This window comes from Acutalibacter intestini (genome assembly GCF_034334985.1).
GTDB lineage: Bacteria > Bacillota > Clostridia > Oscillospirales > Acutalibacteraceae > Acutalibacter > Acutalibacter intestini.
In genome coordinates this window covers 1-864 of record NZ_JAWXXL010000118.1, presented here as the reverse complement: position 1 = coordinate 864, position 864 = coordinate 1, and the positions used below count along the sequence as shown (strand labels likewise).

Genomic DNA, 864 nt, shown 5'->3' with positions numbered 1-864 from the left:
CGAGCCCACCCCGAGCCCGACGCCCAGCGAGAAACCGAGCCCGAGCCCGACGCCGGACTTTGACGTGCTTGAGAAGTACCCCGACCTGGCTGGCATTAGTGCCGGAACATTGGAAGAAATCTCTCGTGCCGTACAGGCAGGCCTGGTGAATGGTGTTAGCGCCAACGAGTTCGCTCCCAAAGCCACCATGCCTCGCTGGCAGTTTGCCGTGCTGATTGCCCGTGCGAAGCTGCTGGAGGAGGGCGTAACTGGCACCACCGCCGAGCTAAATGCCATGCTGGTGGAGCGCTATGGGACTGACTTGCCCTTCAGCGATACTGAAAACCTGTCTGACTACCGCAAGGCCGCTATCGCCTACTGCTTGGATAATGGCTATATGGAGGGTATTCCTGGCAACAAGTTTGACACTTATGCTCCCATTACCCGTCAGCAGGCTGCCGTGGCTATGGCACGTGTGGCTGGTCTGACCATGGACAACACGGATGTATCCATGTTCAAGGACGGCGACAAGATCGCCAACTGGGCTAAGGCCGGTGTGCGTGCCGCCTATGATGCGAAGCTAATTAATGGCCGCACCGACGGTACTTTCGACCCGAAGGCCAACCTGAACCGTGCCGAGGGTGCTTGCCTGATGACTCGTAACTTCCTGAAGGACGACGAGCCGGAGAATCCGGATGACGGCGATGAGCCCAGCAACCCGGACGATGGCGATGAGCCCAGCAATCCCGACGACGGCGATGAGCCCAGCAATCCTGACGAGGGAGACGAACCCAGCAACCCCGACGAGGGAAGCGAGCCCAGCAATCCTGATGAGGGAAGCGAGCCCAGCAACCCCGACGAGGGCGGCGACACTAGCGAACCCAG

At 60.2% G+C, this 864-nt stretch carries 1 protein-coding gene; it reads left to right on the top strand.

Annotation, left to right across the window (positions count from 1 at the left end):
- Positions 1 to 864, top strand: an 864-nt coding sequence (locus U8U68_RS21965; protein WP_322204601.1) for an S-layer homology domain-containing protein, incomplete at both ends; no start/stop codon positions are given.